The organism is Microcoleus sp. Pol11C2 (assembly GCF_036701505.1).
Classification (GTDB): Bacteria; Cyanobacteriota; Cyanobacteriia; order Cyanobacteriales; family Microcoleaceae; genus Microcoleus.
On the sequence record NZ_JAUBQX010000020.1, the window covers coordinates 96,753 to 103,415 of the forward strand.

Sequence of the window (6,663 nt, forward strand, 5' to 3'; positions counted from 1 at the left end):
CGATCGCACCCGACGGTAAAACCGCGATTTCCGCTTCAGACGATTCAACCCTGAAAATCTGGGACACCGAGACAGGCCGGGAACTGAAAACTCTTACTGGTCCTCATCACTCGGTAACAGCAGTGGCGATCGCACCAGACGGCAAAACCGCGATTTCCGCTTCAGACGGTTCAACCCTGAAAATCTGGGACACCGAGACAGGCAGGGAACTGAAAACTCTTACTGGTCATAATGACTGGGTAACAGCAGTGACGATCGCACCCGACGGCAAAACCGCGATTTCCGCTTCAATGGATAAAACCCTGAAAATCTGGGACACCCAGACAGGCAGGGAACTGAAAACTCTTACTGGTCATAATCACCGGGTAACGGCAGTGGCGATCGCACCGGACGGCAAAACAGCGATTTCCGCTTCAATGGATAATACCCTGAAAGTCTGGGATTTGTTTAGCGGTGAAGAGGTTGGTACTTTCAGCGGAGAACATGGGTTTAATTGCTGTGCGATCGCCCCTGATGGAGTGACAGTTGTAGCGGGCGATAGATCGGGCCGGGTGCATTTCCTGCGATTGGAGGGAGTTAGCGGCGGGCGATAATCGGATTTTTGGGTCGATTTGGGCGATCTAATTTGAAAACCTCGGCGGTTGAAATCCCGGCGGTTGGAAACCGCGTCTAAACAAACGATGTCCGCCTACGCGGACGAAGAGGATATTCGGAGATTGAAAATCATCGGCTGAAATCTTCAACCCGCGAAGGCGGGTTTTGTCTGTGTAGCCGCGGTTTCAACCGCCGGGGTTTTTGGGTTTCAACCGCCGGGTTTTTTGTGGATGGGCGATCAGGTTTTTTGTGGATGGGCGATCAAATTTGAGAGAAATGTGCGATCGGGCAATAAGTTGTTAACCAATAAGTGATTAATGGGAACTCGATTAGTGCGATCGTTACTTGTTTCTCCGATTGTATCAGGTTCAAAAAGATTGTGAGTAAAATAAACGGGTTTTGCATCATTTGTTTTTGTAAATGAGTCTGGTCAAATGTTGGTAACATATTTTTTTGGATGCAAGCGTGTAACAATTATGCTGCCTATCTTTTTTTGCCACCACACAGATCAATTGTTACCCCGTCTGGATTTGGGGATGGTTCTCACCCCCGTAGCACACTACCAATCCTATTTTTTAAGAGTCGCTTGCAAATAAAGCAGCGGGTCTTCAGCAACCCAACCCAAACCCGAATTGTACCGAACTTCAAAATGCAAATGAGATGGCGGAATGTCTCTTTTTCCAGTCATCCCCACAGTTCCCAAAACTTCTCCAGACTGCACTTTTTGACCGACTTTTACCGCAATATCTTTCAAATGAGCGTAACGCGTTTGCTTCCCCGCTTGATGGTTCACCACCACTAAATTCCCGTAATCCCCCTGCGACCCGGCAAAGGCGACAGTCCCTTCGCCCGCCGCCAAAACCTGCGTACCCTCCGACGCCAAAAAATCTACGCCACTGTGGAAAAAAAATTCGCGCCGCGCCGGATGCAATTGCCGCCCGTAACGCAAAGCTTCCACTGCTGGGGCGGGCAGCGGAAATCCTTGCACCGATGGCGTTGCATCGGGATTGATAGAAGGCCCGATCGACCTGTTCACCGCAGGCACAAACACCGTTTTCCCCAAAGGCCCGCACCCATTCGCCTCAAATAGCAAATCTGCGGGCACTTTGTAAGCTTCTGCCAGTTTTTGCCAATTCGAGCCTGCAGGCACTTCTACCTCGACGCCACTGTACGGAGGAATGACGATCGCACTTCCAGCAGATACTTCACCGCCCCGCAACGTCGGATTTATCCCGATCAGCGCCGCAGGAATCACATTGTACTGCCGCGCGATGCTTTCTATGGTTTCGCCCTGGGCCACAGTGTGGCGGCGCAACCGAGACATAGCCGGACTCGGGCAATCGCGGGCGGGGTCAGGGTTTTCTACAGGTATACCTGAAGGAAGATTTGCAGGTGGGATCTCGGTATTTGCGGCCGTTTTCCCAACCGGTGCGATCGACCAAATTAGTGCAGAAATCAGCGGAAATAAGCGTTTAAACCTCATTATCTACAGACAAAAGTATTCATTTGGGACAGTTGACAATTTTAAAATCCTGTGAAGCTTCATATTTACAACCTTTAGCCACCCCCCAGACTGTAAATCCCAGGCTAAGCCAAGTTAGGATGAGAATTATTAGTTTGAGTCGCTCTTGGCAAATCCGGCAAAATTGCCTGTGAAGCCCATCAGCGCCTGCTTGTTAACAGCTATGTTCTTGAGGAAGCGGTACGCCCCGCCCCGCTTTCTTCCCGTCGCCAAGACAAAAATGCTTGATTCCGAACGTGTCTGCGGGGATAAGGTATCTAGCGGGAGTTATTAAATGAGTTTATCTTTTAAGCAAACGACCCTTTATGTGACTTTGCTGTCAATCGGCGGAGGTATGGGATGGTTGGGAAATCGCTATCTGCAAGGCTCAAACAATCTGGAAACCGGATTGGTTTTGCCAGTAGTGCGCCAGCAAATCCCCCCCTATGCGTCTCCTCCAGTTCTGGAAAATCGGGCGGTCGATCGCAGCAATCCCAATTTTATTGCTGAAGCAGCCGAAAAAGTCGGCCCGGCTGTAGTTCGGATTGACGCATCAACCAAGGTGGCAAATCAAGTACCGGAAGCTTTCAAAAATCCGTTGTTTCGCCGATTTTTTGGGGAAAATTTGCCGCAGCCGGAAGAACGAGTCAAGAGAGGTACGGGTTCGGGGTTTATTCTCACTTCTGACGGCCGCATCGTTACTAATGCTCACGTTGTATCCGGGACGGATACTGTCAAGGTGACGCTCAAAGACGGCCGCGAGTTTGAGGGTAAGGTGCAGGGAGTCGATCCGCTGACGGATGTCGCTGTGGTTAAGATTAATGCTAAGGAACTGCCGCAGGTGGCTTTGGGCCGATCGGACAATATTGTACCGGGACAGTGGGCGATCGCGATCGGCAATCCTTTAGGTCTCGACAATACCGTGACTGTGGGCATTATCAGCGCTACAGGTCGATCGAGTTCTCAAGTCGGCATCCCCGACAAGCGAGTTCGCTTCATCCAAACCGACGCCGCCATCAACCCCGGCAATTCTGGTGGCCCCCTACTCAATGACCAAGGCGAAGTAATTGGCATCAATACCGCCATTCGCGCCGACGCTCAGGGCTTGGGATTTGCAATTCCGATCGAAACCGCCAAACGAGTTTCCGATCAGCTATTCGCCAAAGGTAAAGCCGAACATCCCTATCTCGGCATTCAAATGGTCAGCTTGACTGCCGCCACCAAGGCGGAACTCAACAAACAGCTCGATAATAATAAAATTACCCTCGATCAAGGCGTAGCAGTGACGCGAGTCGTGGAAAATTCCCCCGCTCAAAAAGCCGACTTGCGGCCCGGAGATGTCATTCAAAAAGTTGACGGAATTGCGGTTAACACTCCTGGGGACGTGCAAGAACGGGTGGAAAACACTGCTGTGGGCAAAGAACTCGAACTGGAAATTAACCGTGTGGGTCAAGTTCAGAATATAAAAGTACGTCCGGGTGCTTTTCCCCTATCGGGTAGCTCTGCCGGTGGGTAATACCATTTGAGATTTTAGATTACAGAATTGGCAATGACTTACGGGATAAGGATTTGAAGCTTACCTAGAGTTGCTTTCTTTTGGGAAACTGCTATTAGTGGCAAACGGTGGAGGATGAAAGATCAATCTGATGCTTTATAGTCCTGGACGCAGCAACCGGGTTTTTTCACCAAAATCCTTCGTGTAGGGCGAGGGATACCCGGTTAACAGCCCGGTTTCTTAATTCCCTGTGCCTTCATGATTCAGGATTATGGATTTTTCTGAACAACGTTCATCTTTCTGGCTTCCCCAACCCGTTGATATTTTTACTTGTCTTTGGGCGAGTTTGGTTGAATCGAGCTGGTGCTTGCTAAATTTTCTTCTAGGTGCATCCTCTGCTCCATTTGCCTCAAAAAATAGCCTGTCATCATCGCTGAAGCTAGCAAACCTGCTAAGTTTTCGCGGTCAGTGGTAATTTCGACGTTAAAATTTTCTGAAGGCAAAACGCCGACCAGTCCTTGAACGTTATGAGAGATAATTTCTCTGATGTCGGGGCTGACGGACTTGGCGACGCGGGCTAGAACCTCCGGGGATTGGTGTTGGAGGTACTTCAGCAGTGGATTGACTGCGGTTTGTTGAGCATTGGATGTGTCAAAGTCAGGGTGAAAAACCATTTGGCGATTCTTAATTTCTGGCTGGTTACATTCTACTTCAAACTACTCGTCATTGCTTGGGTACAAATTTGCCTGAAAGTCAATTTGCAATTGTTTTGGCAGTTGGTCTACTTGAAAGTACCGATGAAATTTCTCGGTAACTTGTAACCAATACGACCGCCCCTCAGCCGGCCGCCGTTTGCGGACGAAACCCATTTCTACAAGTTCCTGCACTTGTTGGTAAGCTCCTGAACCTCGCAAGTTAACTAAATCTGGCTGAGCGATGCCGCCTTTGAGGGCGATCGCAGCCAGCGTCCGCAAAGCTCCCACACCTAATTCTGGAGGTATTAAAGTTTGCATTAAACTGGCAAACTCTTCTCTGAGTTGCAGGCTGTATCCCGTGGGGGTTTCTACGACTTCTAATGCACTGTCGCGGTGGGACGAGTCAGACATAAGTTCGATGATGGCGTCTTCGGCTTCGGCTCGATCGCACTTGGCAATCTCGGCAATTTCTGCGATCGACACTGGCTGACCTTTTAGGTAAAGTATGGCTTCTATTGTTGTGGCTAAACGAGTCATTTGGGAATTAGTAACGAGGAATTGGGACGTTGAAAGAAAGAGGAAGAAGCAAGGAAGAAGAAGGACTCAGGAAAACAACAGTTATCCGTATTTCCGTAGCTTCCGTGTCGTGAATAATGAGAGTTAGGAATAAGCATTCCCCTTACACAAATTATTAATAGTGTAGGTTAGGTTGAGAAACAAAACCTACACTATTAATTTTATTTTTTTATATCAGTCCGAGACGCAGAAATATATAACGTTTCTGGCTCTCCTGAGCTTACTGTAAAATATATCAACCAATACAGATGACGGGGTTATGACCGATTTTTGGAAAAAAAAGATGGGGTCAGTATTGTTAAGAAGCCCCATCTTTTAAAAATGTTACCTCAATCAGACCAAATTTGTTTCCAACAGCAGCTCAAAAACTAAAATACTTGACTCTGACTATTTTAGTTTTTCTGCTCCCAACCCATAAACAAGTGAGTATTGAGTTATTGGCGAAATTGATGCCATCCCCTATCATGTTTGAGAGCCGACGACGTTCTATTCAACGATTTCTCAAGGTACCTATCCTCAAGATTGAAAAGCTTTGGTTTCTTCTGCTTGAATATATCTGCAGAACTCAATTTAAAAATAAACAAGAGTTGAAGGTCGCGATTGATAAAACGCAGTGGCCAGATAAAAATCTGTTGATGATTAGCCTGATTGGGGACAAGAGAGCTTTACCGTTGTACTGGCAGATATTGCCTTTGGTGTGGCTGTAGCAACCTCCGAGAACAACAAAGCTTAATCTGCCCCATTCTTGGTCTGCTAAAAATTTATAAAATTGTCCTTTTAGGAGACGCCTGAATTTCCGAGCGTAAAGCTTGCAAGTGGGCTGTGTGAAAAGAACATAAGGTTTGTTTTGAGAGTAAAACAGGGACGCTATATTCAAGAAGAAGGAGAGGAATTTAAGCGGTTAAGTGAGTGTGGTTTAGTACCAGGTACGAGCTTTTATTTGACCGGAGTTAAAATGAGCAGCAAGTATTGGGCTGTTTTGATGTCGCTGGTTATGGGCAACGAAAATATTGAAATAGTGGCGAAGATGAAGGCTGGTATTTACTCACCAATATCGGCAAATTGAAACTAGCTGTAACAGCGTTTAAATGTCGCAGTCGTATCGAAGCAATGTTTAAGGACTGTCAAACAGTCTGCTATAATTTTCAAAAAAGTTACCCTTGTGACGACCGCCTAAAAACTTTAATATTCTTAATAGCTTTAGCTTATAGTTGTAGGATTTTACAAAGACACAAGCTCAAGCTTATGGGAAGTCAGAAATATATCAGTCGCCTTACTGAGGCGAGGCGAGCGCAACAACCTCATAGTAGCTTTTGGATTGGATGATACAGCCAATCGTGGGCGGAGCGAAGCGGAGGGAGTAGAGATGGAGCTTTGCCATGAAACTATTGCGGAATTGATGAAAATTAGATTAGACGCAATGGCGTTGGTGATTTACGGTATGAAAGGCTAAATATGCCAGTCATAGAAACCACTATCCACAAAAATTGGGGATTTTCCACTTATTTTTTTCACACCCTGATTAAGCAACGCAGACAGAATAAGCTCTCCTTATGTCAGAGAGGTTTAATGGATATTTCATTAATTTTATCGAGCTTTTGAATTTTCTTGTCACCCCGTCAGGGGGTTTTGTTTAAAAGTAGTTTCAGGGATTGAGATATTTTCTATCTACAACAGCAGCTTTTAACAACCGAGAAAGGAAGAGTATCGCAGTGGTATAACTGCATTATAGAAAGACCCAAAAGTTATGAGGGAGAAAAACGCTGAAGACTGCACAGAATTAAGTCATCATGATTACCATG

6 protein-coding genes and 1 pseudogene are annotated in these 6,663 nt (G+C 46.8%); 4 read left to right on the top strand and 3 right to left on the bottom strand.

Annotated features, from left to right (window positions below; genetic code table 11):
* Positions 1-593: pseudogene (locus tag QUA42_RS14065) on the top strand (WD40 repeat domain-containing protein); the annotation flags it as partial.
* 569 nt (positions 594-1,162) lie between these two features.
* On the opposite strand, the gene QUA42_RS14070 reads toward QUA42_RS14065, so the two are convergent.
* Positions 1,163-2,077 carry a M23 family metallopeptidase gene (locus QUA42_RS14070; RefSeq protein WP_333137805.1) on the bottom strand — a complete coding sequence of 305 codons (915 nt, stop codon included), beginning with the start codon at positions 2,075-2,077 and terminating at the stop codon, positions 1,163-1,165.
* Positions 2,078-2,390: 313 nt separating this feature from the next.
* On the opposite strand from QUA42_RS14070, the gene QUA42_RS14075 reads away from it, so the two are divergent.
* A complete protein-coding gene (locus QUA42_RS14075) occupies positions 2,391-3,611 on the top strand; it encodes an HhoA/HhoB/HtrA family serine endopeptidase (protein WP_333137806.1) in 1,221 nt (406 codons plus the stop codon).
* A gap of 305 nt (positions 3,612-3,916) precedes the next feature.
* Here QUA42_RS14075 and QUA42_RS14080 read toward each other — a convergent pair whose 3' ends face one another.
* Both QUA42_RS14080 and scpB read right to left on the bottom strand, forming a co-directional pair.
* Positions 3,917-4,264: a DUF760 domain-containing protein gene (locus tag QUA42_RS14080; protein ID WP_006635907.1), complete on the bottom strand. Its 348-nt coding sequence runs from the start codon at positions 4,262-4,264 to the stop codon at positions 3,917-3,919.
* Between the two features lie 42 nt (positions 4,265-4,306).
* Positions 4,307-4,822 (bottom strand): SMC-Scp complex subunit ScpB, encoded by a 516-nt coding sequence (scpB, locus tag QUA42_RS14085; RefSeq protein WP_006635908.1) that lies wholly within the window; start codon positions 4,820-4,822, stop codon positions 4,307-4,309.
* Positions 4,823-5,205: 383 nt separating this feature from the next.
* On the opposite strand from scpB, the gene QUA42_RS14090 reads away from it, so the two are divergent.
* A complete protein-coding gene (locus QUA42_RS14090) occupies positions 5,206-5,568 on the top strand; it encodes a hypothetical protein (protein ID WP_333137807.1) in 363 nt (120 codons plus the stop codon).
* A 140-nt stretch (positions 5,569-5,708) separates the two neighbouring features.
* On the top strand, positions 5,709-5,927 hold the full coding sequence (locus tag QUA42_RS14095) for a hypothetical protein (RefSeq protein ID WP_333137808.1): 219 nt from the start codon (positions 5,709-5,711) through the stop codon (positions 5,925-5,927).
* Positions 5,928-6,663: the final 736 nt, after the last annotated feature.

Excerpts from the sequence above, each read along its gene's own strand:
- QUA42_RS14070 (WP_333137805.1), bottom strand. The coding sequence starts at position 2,077 with ATGAGGTTTAAACGCTTATTTCCGCTGATTTCTGCACTAATTTGGTCG.
- QUA42_RS14075 (WP_333137806.1), top strand. The coding sequence starts at position 2,391 with ATGAGTTTATCTTTTAAGCAAACGACCCTTTATGTGACTTTGCTGTCA.
- QUA42_RS14080 (WP_006635907.1), bottom strand. The coding sequence starts at position 4,264 with ATGGTTTTTCACCCTGACTTTGACACATCCAATGCTCAACAAACCGCA.
- scpB (WP_006635908.1), bottom strand. The coding sequence starts at position 4,822 with ATGACTCGTTTAGCCACAACAATAGAAGCCATACTTTACCTAAAAGGT.